Raw genomic sequence first — 15,668 nt, 5'->3', positions numbered from 1 at the left:
GTGACCGTGACGGAGCTGCGCCCGGAGCACGGCGACGCGCTGGTGCGGTTCTTCCGCGCGCTGCCCGAGGGCGACCTGACCTTCATCGAGGAGGAGGTCACCGACCCCGAGGTCGTCCGGTCGTGGGCACGCGGGGAAGGCGGCGGCGAGCGCTGGGTCGCGGTCGAGGAGGGCCCCGACGGGCCGGCCGTCACCGGGTACGTCGCCGTCCGGCCGCTGCCGGGGTGGTCGGACCACGTCGGCCGGCTGCGGCTGGTCGTCGCCCCCGCCTCCCGCGGCACGGGCCTGGGCGGCGAGCTCGCCCGGCACGCCCTCGTGCAGGCGGTGTCGGCGGGGCTGCGGAAGATCGTGGTCGAGGTGGTGGCCGAGCAGGGCGCCGCGGTCGCGCTGTTCTCCGGCCTGGGCTTCCGCGGCGAGGCGGTGCTGGTCGACCACGTGCGCGACCGCGAGGGCGACCTGCGCGACCTCATGGTCCTGGCCCACCACGTCGACGACACGTGGGCCGGCATGGACGCCGTCGGGGTGGCCGACGCGCTGGGCGCCGAGCCGTCCTGAGCGGACCGCCCGGTCGCGGCCGGGGTCGTCGCGTCGCATGATCCCGGCCGTGACCTCGCCCGGCGTCGTCCTGGACCTGCGTCCGCCCACGGCCACGCGCGTGCTCGCCGGCACCTCGGCGGTCGCGGCGGTGGCTCTCGCCGTGCTCGTCGTCGTCGCCGCGACCCCGCCCGTGTTCACGATCGTCGTCGTGGCCGTCGCCCTCGGGATGGGCGGCTGCACCGCAGCGGTGGTACGCACGGCGGTCCGCGCGCACCGGGACGGGGCGCTGGAGGTCCGCAACCGGTTCCGCACCCACCGACTGGACCGCGCCGACCTCGACCGGGTGCTGGTCCGCCGGATGGCCGGTCCGGGCTCGGCGCGGCGGGTCGAGCTGCTGCTGCGGGACGGTACGACGCTGCCCCTGGCGGCCACCGAGACACCGCCCTTCCCGGGCGGCCGCCGCCGTCTGGACGAGAGCACGGAGGAGCTGCGGCACTGGGCCGGTCCGGCCATCCGCCCCTGAGCGCCGGGCAGCCGTCGCGCACTGACCCCGCCGCCGTCCCCGCGGCGTCACCGGCCCGACACCTGGGGCGACCACGCTCCTGCGTGTGAGCCCGACCCTGATCGCGCCCGCCGCCCCCCGGCACGCCACCGCCCCCGGCGTCCGCTCCCGCCGCTGGATCCGCACGGCCGCGGTGCTGGCCGGCGCCGGCCTGCGGCCGACCACCTCCCGGCGGGCCGCCGTCTGCGGCGCCGCCCGACTGCTGACGGCGCTGGGCGTCCGGGTGCGCGTGCGCGCCCCGCTGGTGGCCTGGCCGCGGGTGCACCCCGGCTCCCCCGGCCTGCTGGTGGTCGCCGACTCGTCCTCCGACCTGGCCCACCTCGCCCTGACCACCGCCGTCCCGGGGACCGTCGCCGCGGAGCGTCGCCCGGGCCGCCACGCCCGCGCGCTGCGGTTGCCGGTCCTGCCGGCCACCGCCGAGGCGATCGCCGCGGCCCTGTCCGCCGGGACGACCGTGACCGTGCGCCCCGGCGCCGACGGTCGCCTGCCGGCCGCCGGCTTCGCGGCCGCGGCGGAGGTGGGCGCGCCGGTCTGCCCGGTCGCCGTCCGCAGCCGGCCGGGGGCGGGCGTCACGGTGGTGGAGCTGCACCTGTTGCCGGAGGTCGCCGGTGCAGCCGGGGACGCCGCGGCGCTGGCCGAGGGCGCGCGGCGCGCGCTGACCGCACTCGGCCGGTCCTGAGGTCCCGCCAGGGCGATCGGACCTCCCGGCCGGGGCTCAGCCCTCGGTGACCCGCCCGGCGCGGACGTCGAGCCGGCGGGTCGTCTCCACGGCCTCCAGCATCCGGCGGTCGTGGGTGACCAGCAGCAGCGTGCCCCGGTAACCGGCCAGGGCCTGCTCCAGCTGCTCGATGGCCGCCAGGTCCAGGTGGTTGGTCGGCTCGTCCAGGACCAGCACGTTCAACCCGCGGGCCTGCAGCAGCGCCAGGCCGGCGCGGGTGCGCTCCCCCGGTGACAGCGTCTCGGCCGGTCGCAGCACGTGCTCGGCGACCAGCCCGAACTTCGCCAGCAGGGTGCGGACCTCCGCCGTCGGCCAGTCGGGCACCTCGGCGGAGAAGACGTCCAGCAGCGGCTCGGGCCCGAGGAACCGGCCGCGGGCCTGGTCGATCTCCCCGACCTGCACCGCCGGCCCCAGCGAGGAGCTTCCCCCGTCGAGCGCGACCCGGCCCAGCAGCGCCGCCAGCAGCGTCGTCTTCCCCGAGCCGTTCGGCCCGGTGATCGCGACCCGGTCGCCCCAGTCGACCTGCAGGTCGACCGGGCCCAGGGTGAAGTCCCCCCGCCGGACGACGGCGCCGCGCAGCGTGGCCACGACCGCCCCGGCCCGCGGCGCGGCGGCGATCTCCATCCGCAGCTCCCACTCCTTGCGGGGCTCCTCCACGACCTCCAGCCGCTCGATCCGCCGCTCGGTCTGCTTGGCCTTGGCGCCCTGCTTCTCCGCGGTGGAGCGGGCGTGGGCGGTGACGTGCTTGTCCGGGTCCTTCTTCTTCTTGATGGAGTCGCGCACGCCCTTGGCCAGCCAGTTGCGCTGCATGCGTGCCCGCGCCTCCAGCTCGGCCCGCGTGTCCGCGTACTCCTCGTACTCCTCGCGGGCGTGCCGGCGGGCCACCTCCCGCTCCACGAGGTAGCTCTCGTACCCGCCGTCGTGCACCCGCACGAGCTGCTGGGGCAGGTCGAGCTCGACCACCCGGGTGACCGTGCGGGCGAGGAACTCGCGGTCGTGGCTGACCACCACCACGCCGCTGCGGGCGCCGGTGACGAAGCGCTCCAGCTGGTCGAGGCCCGCGAGGTCCAGGTCGTTGGTCGGCTCGTCCAGCAGCAGGACGTCGTAGCGCGACAGCAGCAGCGCGGCCAGCCCGACCCGCGCCGCCTGCCCGCCGGACAGCCCCGCCGTCGGCGCCTCGAGCGCGACACCGGGCGCGACCTCGGCGACCACCTGACCGGCGCGCTCGTCGAGGTCCGCCCCGCCGAGCGCGAGCCACCGCTCGAGGGTCTCGGCGTAGGCGTCGTCGGCCCCCGGCTCGCCCGCGGTCAGCCGTTCCAGCGCCGCCTCCATCGCCGCCTGCGCCGCCGCGACGCCGGTGCGGCGGGCCAGCAGCCCGGCCACGGTCTCCCCCGGTCGCCGGTCGGTCTCCTGCGGCAGGTGGCCGACGGTCGCGTGCGGCGGGCTCAGCGCGATGCTGCCGGACTCCGCCGGCTGCTCACCGGCCAGGATGCGCAGCAGCGTGGACTTGCCGGCGCCGTTGACCCCGACCAGGCCGACGACGTCCCCGGGGGCGACGACGAGGTCCAGGCCGGAGAACAGCACGCGGGCGCCGTGGCCGGCGGCCAGCTCCCGGGCGACGAGGGTGGCGCTCACGGGGGTCCAGCCTGCCAGTGCCGGTCAGCCGCGCTCCGCGTCGTCCCCGCCGCGCGGGTCCACCGTCGCGTCGTCGGGGTGCTCCTCCGCGGGCTCGTCGCCGGTGCGGCGGCGCAGCAGCCAGGGCTGGAGCTGGTCGTACCCGCGCACCGACACCCGGCGCAGCGGCCGCACGCGGTACCCGGGGAGCCCGTGCAGGCGCAGGGCCATCTCCCGGTCGAGCAGCACCGTGCCCGGCCGGGCGATCGAGGTCAGCCGGCTGGCCAGGTTCACCACCGGTGAGTACACGTCGCCGAGGTGGGTGAGCACCGTCCCGTGCGCCGCGCCCACCCGCAGCGGCGGGCGGTCCTCGGCGTCCCAGGTCGCCGGCAGCTCGAGGGCGATCTCGGCGGCCTCGGCCGCCGTCCCGGCGGTGAACAGGATGCCGTCGCCGACCGTCTTCACCACCCGCCCGGCTCCGCGGGCGACCACCGCGGCGGCGATCGACTCGAAGTCCTCGATCATCTCGCCCAGCTCGCGCGCGCTCATGTCCCGGCTGCGGGTCGTGTACCCGACCAGGTCGGCGAAGCCGACGGCGAGCTCCCGGCGGTCCCCGGCCGTCGCCGGCCCGGTGAGCAGCCGGTCGGCGTTGGCCGCCAGGTGCCGCCGCCACACGTAGTCCTGCACGGCGCGCAGCACCGGCAGCAGCCGCTGGGTGCTGGCCACCGCCTGCTGCGGGTCGACCCGGTCCGGCTCCCCGGCGCCGCGGGCGAGGACCTCGGCCAGCAGGCCCGCCTGCCAGTCGGCCAGTCGCGACAGCGCCTGGGCCAGCGCCCGCGCGATGGACGCCTCGGTGTTCTCGTCGACGAACCCGGCGTCGATCAGCGACGACAGCAGCCCCAGCGCGTGCACGTCGGCGTCGGTGAAGACGACGGCCTCGTCGGCGACGTCGGGGAAGCCCAGCGCGCGCCACAGGCGCTGCGTGCGGTGCGGCGGCATGCCGGCCATCTCCGCCACCTCGCGGCGGGTCCAGCGGCGCGGCCCGCCCAGCAGCAGCCGCTCCACGGCGTCCCGGGCCTCCGCGCCCTCCGCCGGGGCCGGTTCCTCCATCCGCGCGACCGCCCGCGCCTCAGCCGGTGGTGCGGACGACGGCCGTGCGACATCCGTCCACGAGCCCTCCGCTCCCCACCGGTGTTGCCCCGTCGTCGCCGGACTGTAGGTGACCGAACACACGCGCGCTCCCGGGCGGAGTGCGCTCCCGGGCCGGGACACGGTGAACGATCGGCGAACGCGGTGCCGCCGCGGCCCCGGGTGCGGTTGGATGACCCGCGACCCGATCGCCGCGCACGAGGAGGCCGTCATCGCCACGGGCAGCACCGTCCCCGGCACCACCGTCCCCGGCCGTCCCGTCCCGGGCCGCGGCAACGGCCGCCAACCGGTCCGGGTGGAGGTCACGGGGCTCACGAAGACCTTCGGCTCCGTCCGCGCGGTCGACGACCTCAGCTTCACCGTCGAACCCGGCTCGGTGACCGGTTTCCTCGGCCCCAACGGCGCCGGCAAGACGACGACGCTGCGGATGGCCCTCGGGCTGCTCGTGGCCGACCGCGGCGGGGCGACGTTCAACGGCCGCGCCTACCGGGACCTGCCGGCGCCGACGCGGACCGTGGGTGCGGTCCTGGAGACCGCCTTCCACCCGGCCCGCTCGGGCCGCAACCACCTGCGCGTGTACTGCCGTGCCGCGGGCCTGCCGCTCAGCCGGGCCGACGAGGTGCTGCACCAGGTGGGCCTGGGCGACGCCGGCAAGCGCCGTGCGGGCGGCTACTCCCTCGGCATGCGGCAGCGGCTCGGGCTGGCCACCGCGCTGCTCGGCGACCCGGCGGTGCTGGTGCTCGACGAGCCGGCCAACGGCCTGGACCCCGAGGGCATCCAGTGGCTGCGCGGCTTCCTGCGCCACCTCGCGCACGTCGAGGGCCGCACGGTGCTCGTCTCCAGCCACCTGCTCGCCGAGGTCGAGCAGACCGTCGACCGCGTCGTCATCGTCGGCGCCGGCCGGCTGGTCCGCGAGGGGTCGATCGCCGAGCTGCGCGCGGGCGCGGCCGGGGCGGGCAGCGTCGTCGTCCGCGGCCCGGAGGTCGCCCGGCTCGCGCCGGCGCTGCAGGCGCCGGGCCGCACCGTCGAGCTGGAGGACCCGACCCGGCTGACCGTCACGGGCGTGACGACCGACGAGGTGGGGGCCGCGGCCTTCGCCGCGGGCGTCGAGCTGCACGAGCTCGCCTCCAAGGCCAGCGGCCTGGAGCAGATCTACTTCCAGCTGACCAGCGGCACCGAGCAGTACGCCGCCGCGCCCGCCGGTGGCGCGCCGACCGCGGGAGCCGCCCGATGACCGCACTGGTGCGATCCGAGTGGACCAAGCTGTTCACGACGCGGACGTGGCTGGGGCTGCTGCTGGGCAGCTGCGCGCTGGCGGGCGGCTTCGCCGCGCTGTTCACCGGGCTCGCCGGGCAGGAGTCCGACGACGGCCCGGGCATCCCCGCGGTCGGCACCCCGCTGTACGAGGAGCTGGTCTTCTCCATCGCCTCGAACGCCAAGGTCCTGCTGCTGATCCTCGGGATCATCGGGATGACCCAGGAGTACCGGCACCGCACGGCGACGCCGACCTTCCTGACCACACCGCGGCGCGGGCGGGTCATCAGCGCCAAGCTGCTCGCCTACGGCGTCGCCGCCGTCCCGATGGCGCTGGCGGTCCTGGCCGTCACCGTCGCCGTCGTCATGGTCTACGCCGGGGCCCGCGGGAACGCGCCGTCGCTGTCCGGGGACAACCTGCGGACGCTCGGCGCCGCCGGCCTGGTCCTCGTGGTCTTCACGGTGATCGGCGTGGGTGTGGGCGCCCTGGTGCGCAACCAGGTCGGCGCGATCGTCGGGGCGCTGGTCTACCTCAACGTCATCGAGCCGATCGTCGCCTCGATCGGGGCCATCGCCGGGGCCTACAAGTGGCTGCCCGGCGGGGCGGTGCAGGCGGTCACCGCGGGCGACCAGACCGACCTCGACGCCCCCGACGTCCTCGCGCCGTGGCAGGGCACGGTGCTGCTGCTGGCCTACGGCCTGGTCGCCGCCCTCATCGGCACCTGGCTGGCCTCGCGCCGCGACGTCGCCTGAGGGGACCCCCGCCCCGCCGACGGCGGGGCGGGGGTCCCACGCGTCCCGCCCGTCACGACGGGCCGCCGGGTCCCGGCGCCGGAGGGTCGTCCGGGACCGGCGGGCGTACAGTCAGACACCGGTTTCGACCCCGTCCGACGACGACGAAGAAGGCACTCGACCCCGTGTCAAGCGTGAGCCCCTCCCGGTCCTCCAGCCCCTCCTCCCAGACCTCCGCGGTGGCCGGTTTCGGCACCAACGAGTGGCTGGTCGAGGAGATGTACCAGCAGTACCTCAGCGACCCCTCCAGCGTGGACCAGGCCTGGCACGACTTCTTCGCCGACTACCGGCCCGGCAGCCCGGTCAGCGCCAGCGACGACCGCGACGGCGCGCCGGCGCCGTCCACCCAGCCGCGGCAGGCCGCCGCGCCGGCCCCCGCCGCCCAGCAGCAGCCCGCCCCGGCAGCGGGCAACGGCGGCTCCGCACCGGCTCCCGCCGTCAGCGAGCCGAAGACCGAGGCCACGGTCGTGCACCGCGCCGCAGACCGCACCGACCAGCAGCGCCCGGCGGCCCCCGCCCCGCAGCCCGCCGCCAAGGCACCCGCCGCCAAGGCGCCCGCGGCCGGCGAGGGGCCGAAGCAGTCGCCGCTGCGCGGGGCGGCCGCCAGCGTCGTGAAGAACATGAACGCGTCGCTGACGGTGCCGACCGCGACCAGCGTGCGCGCCGTGCCGGCCAAGCTCCTGGCCGACAACCGCATCGTCATCAACAACCACCTGACCCGCTCCCGCGGCGGGAAGGTCTCGTTCACGCACCTGATCGGCTACGCGCTGGTCCGGGCCCTGGACGACTTCCCGAACATGAACAACGCCTTCGCCGAGGTCGACGGCAAGCCGGTGCTCGTGCAGCCCGAGCACGTGAACTTCGGCCTGGCCATCGACCTGCCGAAGCCGGACGGGTCGCGGTCGCTGGTCGTGGCCTCCATCAAGGCCGCGGAGACCATGGACTTCGCCCAGTACTGGGGGGCCTACGAGGACGTCATCCGCCGTGCCCGGCAGAACAAGCTCACCCTGGAGGACTTCCAGGGCACCACGATCAGCCTCACCAACCCGGGCACGCTCGGCACCAACCACTCCGTGCCGCGGCTGACCGCCGGTCAGGGCGCGATCATCGGCGTCGGCGCGATGGAGTACCCGGCGGAGTTCCAGGGGATGAGCCCCGAGGCGCTCACCGACCTCGGCGTCTCCAAGATCATCACGCTGACGTCGACGTACGACCACCGGATCATCCAGGGCGCCGAGTCCGGCGACTTCCTGCGCCGGCTGCACGCCCTGCTGCTGGGCGAGGACGGCTTCTACGACGACGTCTTCCGCTCGCTGCGCATCCCCTACGAGCCGGTGCGCTGGATGCCCGACGTGCGGGTCAGCCGCGAGGGGCAGATCGACAAGGAAGCCCGGGTCATCGAGGTCATCGAGGCCTACCGGCGCAACGGCCACCTCATGGCCGACACCGACCCGCTCGAGTTCAAGGTCCGCACCCACCCCGACCTGGACATCCTCCAGCACGGGCTGACCCTGTGGGACCTGGACCGGCAGTTCCCCGTCGGCGGTTTCGCCGGCGAGCGGATGATGGCGCTGCGGGACATCCTCGGCGTGCTGCGCAACTCCTACTGCCGCACGGTCGGCGTGGAGTACATGCACATCACCGACCCCGAAGAGCGCGAGTGGATCCAGCAGCGCGTCGAGGTCAAGGCCGAGCAGCCCGACCGGGAGAAGCAGAAGCACGTCCTGGGCCGGCTCAACGCCGCCGAGGCCTTCGAGACCTTCCTGCAGACCAAGTACGTCGGTCAGAAGCGGTTCAGCCTGGAGGGCGGCGAGTCGCTCATCCCGGTCCTGGACGAGGTGCTCATCGCCTCCACCGACTACGGGCTGGACGAGGTCGCGATCGGCATGCCGCACCGCGGCCGGCTGAACGTGCTGGCCAACGTGCTCGGCAAGAGCTACTCGAAGATCTTCGGCGAGTTCGAGGGCAACATCGACCCCGGCACCGTCCAGGGCTCCGGTGACGTCAAGTACCACCTCGGCGCGACCGGCACCTTCCGCAACCCCTTCTCCGAGGGCGCGGAGATCGCCGTCTCCCTGGCGAGCAACCCCTCGCACCTGGAGACCGTCAACCCGGTCCTCGAGGGCATCGCCCGCGCCAAGCAGGACATGCTGAACAAGGGCGAGAGCGGCTTCACCGTGCTGCCGGTCCTGCTGCACGGCGACGCGGCGTTCGCCGGCCAGGGCGTCGTGGCCGAGACCCTCAACCTCTCCCAGCTGCGCGGCTACCGCACCGGCGGCACCGTGCACGTCGTCGTGAACAACCAGGTCGGGTTCACCACCAGCCCGGCCCAGTCGCGGTCGAGCCTGTACTCCACCGACGTCGCGCGGATGATCGGTGCCCCGGTCTTCCACGTGAACGGCGACGACCCCGAGGCCTGCATGCGGGTCGCGCGGCTGGCGGTCGACTACCGCCAGGCGTTCAAGAAGGACGTCGTCATCGACCTGGTCTGCTACCGCCGGCGCGGGCACAACGAGGGCGACGACCCGTCGATGACCCAGCCGCTGATGTACGACATCATCGACCGCAAGCGCTCGGTCCGGAAGCTGTACACCGAGGCGCTGATCGGCCGCGGTGACATCACGCTGGCCGAGGCCGAGGAGGCGCTCAAGGACTACCGCGGGCAGCTGGAGCGGGCGTTCGCCGAGACCCACGACGCCCGCGACACGTCCAGCCCCGAGCCGGTCATGGACCCGCGGACGGCGCAGGAGTCCGACGTCGCCACGGCGATCTCGACCGAGGTGCTCAAGGCGATCGGCGACGCCCACGTCTCCTTCCCGCCGGACTTCAGCCCGCACCCGAAGCTGCAGAAGATGCTCGAGCGGCGCGCGGCGATGGTCAGCGAGGGCGGGATCGACTGGGCGATGGGCGAGCTGCTGGCCTTCGGGTCGCTGCTCATGCAGGGCATCCCGGTCCGGCTGGCCGGCCAGGACTCGCGCCGCGGCACCTTCGTGCAGCGGCACGCCGTCCTCATCGACCGGGAGACCGCCGCGGAGTACACGCCGCTGCTGCACCTGGGCGCGGAGCAGGCGAAGTTCTTCGTCTACGACTCCCTGCTGAGCGAGTACGCCGCCCTCGGCTTCGAGTACGGCTACTCGGTCGCCAACCCCAAGGCGCTGGTGCTGTGGGAGGCGCAGTTCGGCGACTTCGTCGACGGCGCGCAGATGGTCATCGACGAGTTCATCAGCTCCGGCGAGGCCAAGTGGGGCCAGCGCTCGGGCGTCGTGCTGCTGCTGCCGCACGGCCTCGAGGGGCAGGGCCCGGACCACTCCAGCGGCCGGATCGAGCGGTTCCTGCAGCTGTCGGCCGAGAACAACATGACGGTCGCCAACTGCACGACGCCGGCCAACTACTTCCACCTGCTGCGCCGCCAGGCGCTGTCGGACGTGCACCGGCCGCTGGTCGTCTTCACGCCCAAGTCGCTGCTGCGCTCGCGGGCGGCGGTCAGCGCGGTCGCGGACTTCACCGACGACGGCTTCCGCCCGGTCCTGCCCGACCCCGGCCTGGCCGGCCGGCAGCTCGACGGCAGCGCCGTCCGCCGGGTGCTGCTGTGCAGCGGCAAGGTCGCCTACGACCTGCTGGCGCAGCGGGAGTCCGCCGGGGCGCAGGACACCGCGATCGTGCGGGTCGAGCAGCTCTACCCGCTGCCGGCCGAGCAGATCGTGGCCGAGCTGGAGCGCTACCCGAACGCCTCGGACGTGGTCTGGGTGCAGGAGGAGCCGGCCAACATGGGCGCCTGGCAGTTCATGGCGGTCAACCTGCCCGAGCACCTGCCCGCCGGCCGCCGGCTGCGCCCGGTCAGCCGTCGCGCGTCGGCCAGCCCGGCCGTCGGCTCGGCCAAGGTGCACGAGGTCGAGCAGCGCCAGCTGATCGCGCAGGCGTTCGCCGGCTGAGGCACGCGTCCGTGTACTTCACCGATCGTGGCCTGGAGGAGCTGGTCGACCGGCGTGGCGAGGAGCAGGTCTCCCTCGCCTGGCTGGCCGACCAGCTCCAGGCCTTCGTCGACCAGAACCCGGAGTTCGAGGTGCCCGTCGAACGGCTGGCCACGTGGCTGGCCCGCGGCGGTACCGACGACGACCTCGACGACTGACCACCACCGGCCGACAGCACCGACCGCGCCCGCCGTCCCCTGCCCCGGGGCGGCGGGCGACGTCGTCCGGCGGCCTCCCGCGCGCCTCCCCCCTCCGGCGCGCCCGGGCGGGCACCCTGCGCGCGTGCTCGGTCACTCCCACGCCCTGTCGGGCCTGGCCGTCGGTGCCGCGACCCTGCCCTGGGCCCCCGTCGACGGGACCGTCGCCCAGGTCGCCTGGGTCGCCGCCGTCGGCGGGTTCGCGATGCTCCCCGACCTCGACGCCCACGGGTCCACCGTCTCGGACATGTGGGGCCCCGTCACCGACGTCCCCTCCGGCGCCATCGGCCGGCTCGCGCAGGGGCACCGCTGGGGCACCCACGACGCCGTCCTCGGCCCGCTGGCCTTCGGCGCGCTGGCGGCGGCCGCGGCGCAGGCCTACTGGTCCAGCCTGCTGTTCCTGGCGCTGGCCATCGGGCTCGCCCTGCGCGCGCTGCACTTCATCATCCCGGGCCGCGCCGAGAACACCGTGATCGGCAACCTCGTCCTCTCCTGGGCCGGGGCCTGGTTCGTCCTGGACCACATGCCGCAGCCGATGTGGCTGCCCTGGGCGGTGGGGGTCGGCTGCCTGGTGCACATCGCCGGGGACATGATCACCCGCCAGGGCGTGCCGGTGCCGCTCGTCTGGCTGGTGCACCGCTGCCGCCTGGCGCTCACCCCGATGCACACCGGCGCCTTCCTGGAGAAGGCCGTCCTCGCCCCCGCGTTCGTGGTGGCCGCGGTGTGGTTCCTGTACGCCAACACCGGGCTGCGCGACGCCGTCGACCCGTTCGTCACCGAGCTGGTCGCGGGCGGCTGACCGCGCGGTGCGGTGGCCGGGTGCGCTCCACCCGGCCACCAGGCAGCACGCGACGAGGGGCCCGGAGGCCGAACGCCTCCGGGCCCCTCGTCGTGGTGGGCCGGGTCAGACGGTGACGTGCTGCCGGCGGGCGCAGGAGGCGACCGCGGCGGCGACCGCCTCGGCCACACGGCGGTCCAGCGGGCTCGGGACGATGTAGTCCGGCCGCAGGTCCTCCCCCACGACGTCGGCGATCGCCGTCGCCGCCGCCAGCTTCATCTCCTCGGTGATGTGCTTGGCGCCCGCGTCGATGGCGCCGCGGAAGACGCCCGGGAAGGCCAGCACGTTGTTGATCTGGTTGGGCTCGCCGCTGCGGCCGGTGGCGACGACCGCCGCGTACCGCGCCGCCATCACCGGGTCGACCTCGGGGATGGGGTTGGCGAGGGAGAAGACGATGCAGTTCGGCGCCATCGACGCGATGGCCGCCTCCGGCACCGAGCCGCCGGACAGCCCGAGGTAGACGTCGGCACCTGCGAGGGCGCCCACCATCGTCCCGGCGTAGCCGGCCCGGTTGGTGTTCTCCGCCACCCAGCGCTTGATGGGCGTCAGGTCCTCGCGGCCGGTGTGCAGCACGCCGCGGGAGTCGGCGACGGCGAGGTCACCGACGCCTGCCTCCAGCAGGATCTTCGTGCAGGCCACGCCCGCGGCGCCGGCCCCGGAGACCACCACCCGCAGGCTGCTCAGCTCCCGCCCCACCACCTTGGCGGCGTTGCGCAGCGCGGCGAGGACGACGATCGCCGTCCCGTGCTGGTCGTCGTGCATGACCGGGATGTCCAGCCGCTCGCGCAGCCGGTCCTCGACCTCGAAGCAGCGGGGGGCGCTGATGTCCTCGAGGTTGATGCCGCCGAAGGACGGCGCGATCGCCGCGACGGTCTCCACGATGGCGTCCACGTCGGTGGTGTCCAGCACGACCGGCACGGCCGACAGGCCGGCGAACTCGCTGAACAGGCAGGCCTTGCCCTCCATGACCGGCAGCGCCGCCGTGGGGCCGATGTCGCCCAGGCCGAGGACGGCGGTGCCGTCGGAGACGACCGCGACCGTGCGCGGCGCCCACGTGTAGTGGCGGGCCAGTTCCGGCTCGACCGCGATCGCGCTGCTGACCCGGGCGACGCCGGGCGTGTAGGTGAGCGCGAGGTCCGCGATCGAGTCGATCGACCGCGTCGACCGTACGACCAGCTTGCCGCCCTCGTGTACCGCGAACGCCGGGTCGTCGGCGAAGCGGTCGGAGAGGTGCGCGGGCTGGAAGTCGTCCATGGACACGGGAGCGTAATCGCCGCCCGCGCGGCCCCTCGCTACGGTGCGCTGCGTGGAGATCCGAGAGCTCGCCGTTCCCGACGCCTACGCCATCGACCTCGTGTCCCACGGCGACGCCCGCGGCCGCTTCACCGAGTGGTACCGCGCCGACCTGCTGGCCGAGGCGAGCGGCTCCGCGCTGCCGCTGGCGCAGGCCAACCACAGCGTCTCGGCCCGCGGGGTGCTGCGCGGGGTGCACTTCGCCCTGGTGCCGCCCGGCCAGGCCAAGTACGTCTACTGCCCGGCCGGCCGCGTGCTCGACGTCGTCGTCGACGTCCGGGTGGGCTCCCCCACCTTCGGGGTCTCCGACGCGGTGCTGCTGGACAGCGAGCAGCCGCGGGCGGTCTACCTCGCCGAGGGCCTGGGCCACGCGTTCGTCTCGCTGGCCGACGGCAGCTCGGTCACCTACCTGGTCTCCAGCGGCTACGACCCGGCCCGCGAGTTCGGCGTCCACCCCCTGGACCCGGAGCTGGACCTGCCCTGGCCCTCCGACGTCGAGTTCGAGCTGTCGGCCAAGGACCAGGCCGCCCCCACCCTCGCGCAGGCCCGCGACCAGGGCCTGCTGCCGACCCTGGAGGAGTGCGCCGCCCGCTACGCCGAGCGCCGCGGCGGCTGAGGCCGCCCGGGGCGCGGCCACAGGCGGGCCACCACCCGGCCGACGACGACGGCGACGCCGAAGGCGCGGCTGTCGTCGGTCACCAGCGGGTTGTCGCCCTGCACCCAGTGGCCGCCCGGCAGCGGGTGGACCACCCGCTTGACCACGAGCAGCTCCGGCCGCGAGGGGAACCGGGCGAGGACGACGTCCCCCGACCGGACCCGGCCACCGGGCCGCAGCCGGCGCGCCAGCAGCCGGTCACCGTGGCGGACCGTCGGCGACATCGACGGCCCGCTCACCCGGACCAGGACCCAGGGCGTGAGCAGGCCGGGGACCCGCTGCTCCCCTGCGTCGGCCGCGTTCACCGAGGGTAGGGTCGCAGACGACCCACCCCACGAGTCCCGGAGGCACGACCATGCGTCTGTCCCGCATGTTCTCCGCCGTGGAGGCCACCGCGCACTGCGACCTCCCCTGCGGCGTGTACGACCCGGCCCAGGCCCGCATCGAGGCGGAGTCCGTCAAGGCCATCCAGGAGAAGTACCAGGCCAACGAGGACCCGGCCTTCCGCACGCGCGCCATCCTGATCAAGGAGCAGCGGTCGGACCTGGTCAAGCACCACCTGTGGGTGCTGTGGACCGACTACTTCAAGCCGCCGCACTTCGAGAAGTACCCGCAGCTGCACGAGCTGTTCAACAAGGCCACCAAGCAGGCCGGTGCGGCCGGCGGCAAGGGCAGCATGGACCCCGCCGAGGGCCAGAAGCTGCTCGACTACATCGCCGAGATCGACAAGATCTTCTGGGAGACCAAGGCCGCGGCCTGAGGGAGGACCTCCCTGCCCCGCAGGGAGGCCCTTCCAGCATCTCGCACCGGCCGGTGCCCCCTCGGGGGCGCCGGCCGGTCGCGTTCGGCGGGCACCGATGAGTCCGGGGCCGGGCGGGCGTCTGCACTGCGACGTCCGCCCACCAGCCCAGGAGCGACCATGGCCATCCGGCTCACCCCGTACCTGCACTTCGCCGGCGACGCGCGCGCGGCGATGGAGTTCTACCGCTCCGTCCTGGGCGGTCACCTCGACGTGATGACGTTCGGTGACTCCGGCGGCGGGGGCGGCGAGTACCCCGACGACGGCGTGATGCACTCGTTCCTGCGCACCGACGCCGGCCTGGAGCTCATGGCCTCCGACGGCCACGACCCCGCCGCGGGCGGGCCGGACAAGGTCTCCTGCTCGCTCTCCGGCGACGACGTGGACACCCTCACCCGGTACTTCGAGGGGCTGGCCCAGGGCGGCACCGTCGACGTGCCGTTCGAGAAGCAGATGTGGGGCGACACCTTCGGGCAGGTCACCGACCGCTTCGGCATCCGCTGGCTGGTGAACGCCGCCACACCCGCCTCCTGAGCACCGCGGGTCGTCGCCGGGGCGCACCGGACCGGCGACGACCCCGACCTCGCCCGGCCGCCCCCGGTAGCGTGGGGGCACCATGCGCATCGACCCCGCCGGCTGGCCCTTCATCGCCGGCCCGCTGGCCCCTGCGGCCCTCCTCTCCACCGCCGGGACGCTGTCCGGCCGCCGTTGGCCCCGCCGCCTGGCGTGGCCGCTCGTCGGCCTGTCGGCCTACATGGCGCTGTTCTTCCGCGACCCGGACCGCCGCTGCGACCGGGAGCCCCCGGCCGCGGACGACGTCCTCTCCCCCGCCGACGGCGTGGTGATGGTGGCCGGCGAGCCGCAGGAGGGCGTCGCCCCGCCCGGGGACTGGCAGCAGGTCAGCGTCTTCCTGTCCGTCGTCGACGTGCACGTCAACCGCTCGCCGTACTCCGGCGAGGTGGTGGAGAGCTCCTACCGCAAGGGCAGCTTCCTGGCCGCCTACCGCAAGGAGTCCGCGCACCGCAACGAGCGCAGCGAGCTGTGGCTGCGCGAGGGCGACCGGACGGTCGTCTTCCGCCAGATCGTCGGCGTGCTGGCCCGGCGCATCGTGACCCGGACCGGCGTGGGCCGGCGGCTGGCGACCGGCGAGCGGATGGGCCTGATGAAGTTCGGGTCGCGGATGGACGTCTTCGTCCCGCCGGAGTGCGAGGTCCTCGTCCGCACCGGCCAGCGCGTGCGCGGCGGCGAGACCGTCATCGCCCGCTGGCCCGCCGGCTAGGAGCCGCCGG

Annotated in this window: 16 protein-coding genes; 12 read left to right on the top strand and 4 right to left on the bottom strand. The window is 74.8% G+C overall.

Annotation, left to right across the window (positions count from 1 at the left end):
- The 3 genes from ACI781_RS07765 to ACI781_RS07755 all read left to right on the top strand — a co-directional run bounded on the left by ACI781_RS07765 (position 1) and on the right by ACI781_RS07755 (position 1,778).
- Positions 1 to 555 (top strand): N-acetyltransferase family protein, encoded by a 555-nt coding sequence (locus ACI781_RS07765; protein WP_456565505.1) that lies wholly within the window; start codon positions 1 to 3, stop codon positions 553 to 555.
- Positions 556 to 604: 49 nt separating this feature from the next.
- A complete protein-coding gene (locus ACI781_RS07760) occupies positions 605 to 1,060 on the top strand; it encodes a hypothetical protein (protein WP_456565504.1) in 456 nt (151 codons plus the stop codon).
- Between the two features lie 85 nt (positions 1,061 to 1,145).
- Positions 1,146 to 1,778 (top strand): hypothetical protein, encoded by a 633-nt coding sequence (locus ACI781_RS07755; RefSeq protein WP_456565503.1) that lies wholly within the window; start codon positions 1,146 to 1,148, stop codon positions 1,776 to 1,778.
- A 36-nt stretch (positions 1,779 to 1,814) separates the two neighbouring features.
- Here the strand turns inward: ACI781_RS07755 and ACI781_RS07750 are convergent, their stop codons facing one another.
- Together ACI781_RS07750 and ACI781_RS07745 are read right to left on the bottom strand one after the other, a co-directional pair.
- On the bottom strand, positions 1,815 to 3,452 hold the full coding sequence (locus ACI781_RS07750; protein ID WP_456565502.1) for an ABC-F family ATP-binding cassette domain-containing protein: 1,638 nt from the start codon (positions 3,450 to 3,452) through the stop codon (positions 1,815 to 1,817).
- 24 nt (positions 3,453 to 3,476) lie between these two features.
- The gene (locus ACI781_RS07745; RefSeq protein ID WP_456565501.1) at positions 3,477 to 4,541 is read right to left on the bottom strand and encodes an adenylate/guanylate cyclase domain-containing protein; all 1,065 of its coding nucleotides are present in this window, start codon (positions 4,539 to 4,541) and stop codon (positions 3,477 to 3,479) included.
- Between the two features lie 211 nt (positions 4,542 to 4,752).
- Here ACI781_RS07745 and ACI781_RS07740 point away from each other — a divergent pair, with 211 nt between their 5' ends.
- The 5 genes from ACI781_RS07740 to ACI781_RS07720 all read left to right on the top strand — a co-directional run bounded on the left by ACI781_RS07740 (position 4,753) and on the right by ACI781_RS07720 (position 11,593).
- Entirely contained in the window at positions 4,753 to 5,814 is a 1,062-nt protein-coding gene (locus ACI781_RS07740) for an ABC transporter ATP-binding protein (RefSeq protein ID WP_456565500.1), read from the top strand.
- Positions 5,811 to 6,587 (top strand): ABC transporter permease, encoded by a 777-nt coding sequence (locus ACI781_RS07735; protein ID WP_456565499.1) that lies wholly within the window; start codon positions 5,811 to 5,813, stop codon positions 6,585 to 6,587. Before ACI781_RS07740 ends, ACI781_RS07735 begins: the two co-directional genes overlap by 4 nt.
- A gap of 173 nt (positions 6,588 to 6,760) precedes the next feature.
- Complete coding sequence (locus tag ACI781_RS07730) at positions 6,761 to 10,558, top strand: multifunctional oxoglutarate decarboxylase/oxoglutarate dehydrogenase thiamine pyrophosphate-binding subunit/dihydrolipoyllysine-residue succinyltransferase subunit (RefSeq protein ID WP_456565498.1); 3,798 nt, start codon at positions 6,761 to 6,763, stop codon at positions 10,556 to 10,558.
- A gap of 11 nt (positions 10,559 to 10,569) precedes the next feature.
- On the top strand, positions 10,570 to 10,755 hold the full coding sequence (locus ACI781_RS07725; protein WP_456565497.1) for a DUF6104 family protein: 186 nt from the start codon (positions 10,570 to 10,572) through the stop codon (positions 10,753 to 10,755).
- Between the two features lie 124 nt (positions 10,756 to 10,879).
- Positions 10,880 to 11,593 carry a metal-dependent hydrolase gene (locus ACI781_RS07720; protein ID WP_456565496.1) on the top strand — a complete coding sequence of 238 codons (714 nt, stop codon included), beginning with the start codon at positions 10,880 to 10,882 and terminating at the stop codon, positions 11,591 to 11,593.
- 105 nt (positions 11,594 to 11,698) lie between these two features.
- Here ACI781_RS07720 and ACI781_RS07715 read toward each other — a convergent pair whose 3' ends face one another.
- Complete coding sequence (locus ACI781_RS07715) at positions 11,699 to 12,886, bottom strand: NAD(P)-dependent malic enzyme (protein WP_456565495.1); 1,188 nt, start codon at positions 12,884 to 12,886, stop codon at positions 11,699 to 11,701.
- Positions 12,887 to 12,938: 52 nt separating this feature from the next.
- On the opposite strand from ACI781_RS07715, the gene ACI781_RS07710 reads away from it, so the two are divergent.
- Entirely contained in the window at positions 12,939 to 13,541 is a 603-nt protein-coding gene (locus ACI781_RS07710; protein WP_456565494.1) for a dTDP-4-dehydrorhamnose 3,5-epimerase family protein, read from the top strand.
- Here ACI781_RS07710 and ACI781_RS07705 read toward each other — a convergent pair.
- The gene (locus tag ACI781_RS07705) at positions 13,517 to 13,885 is read right to left on the bottom strand and encodes a S26 family signal peptidase (RefSeq protein WP_456565493.1); all 369 of its coding nucleotides are present in this window, start codon (positions 13,883 to 13,885) and stop codon (positions 13,517 to 13,519) included. The genes ACI781_RS07710 and ACI781_RS07705 overlap by 25 nt on opposite strands.
- 50 nt (positions 13,886 to 13,935) lie before the next feature.
- Here ACI781_RS07705 and sodN point away from each other — a divergent pair, with 50 nt between their 5' ends.
- The 3 genes from sodN to ACI781_RS07690 all read left to right on the top strand — a co-directional run bounded on the left by sodN (position 13,936) and on the right by ACI781_RS07690 (position 15,658).
- A complete protein-coding gene (gene sodN, locus ACI781_RS07700; RefSeq protein WP_456565492.1) occupies positions 13,936 to 14,340 on the top strand; it encodes a superoxide dismutase, Ni in 405 nt (134 codons plus the stop codon).
- A 159-nt stretch (positions 14,341 to 14,499) separates the two neighbouring features.
- Complete coding sequence (locus tag ACI781_RS07695; RefSeq protein WP_456565491.1) at positions 14,500 to 14,913, top strand: VOC family protein; 414 nt, start codon at positions 14,500 to 14,502, stop codon at positions 14,911 to 14,913.
- A gap of 82 nt (positions 14,914 to 14,995) precedes the next feature.
- Positions 14,996 to 15,658 (top strand): phosphatidylserine decarboxylase, encoded by a 663-nt coding sequence (locus ACI781_RS07690; protein WP_456565490.1) that lies wholly within the window; start codon positions 14,996 to 14,998, stop codon positions 15,656 to 15,658.
- Positions 15,659 to 15,668 lie beyond the last annotated feature (10 nt).

The organism is Blastococcus sp. SYSU D00695 (assembly GCF_054050555.1).
The sequence above is the reverse complement of the archived record's forward strand: the minus strand, read 5'-3'. Positions and strand labels throughout refer to the sequence as shown.